The 823-nt window shown below is 73.8% G+C and carries 1 protein-coding gene and 1 pseudogene; both read left to right on the top strand.

Annotation, left to right across the window (positions count from 1 at the left end; all coding sequences use genetic code 11):
- Positions 1-197 (top strand): annotated as a pseudogene (locus Q0L15_RS20710) (malate synthase A); the annotation flags it as partial.
- On the top strand, positions 194-823 hold a 630-nt coding region (locus Q0L15_RS20705; RefSeq protein ID WP_296606584.1), incomplete at its 3' end, for an FAD-binding protein. The pseudogene Q0L15_RS20710 and the gene Q0L15_RS20705, both read left to right, overlap by 4 nt.

Below are 823 nucleotides of genomic sequence, written 5' to 3'. Positions count from 1 at the left end.
GCGGCGAGAAGGTCACCCGCGAGCTGGTCGAGGGGATGATCGAGGAGGAGCTCGCGAAGGCCCGCGAGGAGGCGGGTGGCCAGGAGTCGGAGTCGGGTCGCCGGTGGGACGACGCCCGCGCGCTCTACGCCGAGATGGCGCTCTCCGACGAGTACGCCGACTTCCTGACCCTCCCGGCCTACGAGCGGATGCCGTGACGGTGGAGGCCGTCGCCCGGCGGGCCCGCGAGGTCCTCCCGGCCGACGCGGTCATCGACGACCGGGCCCGGTTGCGGACCTACGAGTGCGACGGGCTCGCGCACTACCGCGTCGTCCCGGCGCTGGTGGTGCTCCCCGAGAACGCCGACCAGCTCGCGTCGATCGTGCGGGCCTGCGCGGAGCACCGGGTGCCGTTCGTCGCCCGTGGCTCGGGCACCGGGCTCTCCGGCGGCGCGCTGCCGCACGCCGAGGGCGTGCTGGTCGTGACGTCGAAGATGCGGACGATCACCGAGGTGCGCCCGGAGGACCAGCGGGCGGTCGTGGAGCCCGGCGTCGTCAACCTCGACGTGACCCGGGTCGCGACCCCGCACGGCTACTACTACGCGCCCGACCCGAGCAGCCAGCAGATCTGCGGGAACGTGGCGGAGAACTCCGGGGGCGCCCACTGCCTGAAGTACGGCTTCACCACCAACCACGTGCTCGGCGCGGACTTCGTGACCGCCGGCGGCGACGTCGTACCCCTCGGCGGGATGGCGCCCGACGCGCCCGGCTACGACCTGCTCGGCGCGGTCATCGGGTCCGAGGGCACCCTGGGGATCGTCACGTCCGTGACCGTGCGCCTGACC

Source organism: Nocardioides sp., from assembly GCF_024509035.1.
Classification (GTDB): Bacteria; Actinomycetota; Actinomycetes; order Propionibacteriales; family Nocardioidaceae; genus Nocardioides.
Note: the sequence above shows the minus strand (reverse complement) of the source record. Positions and strands in the feature narration are given on the sequence as shown.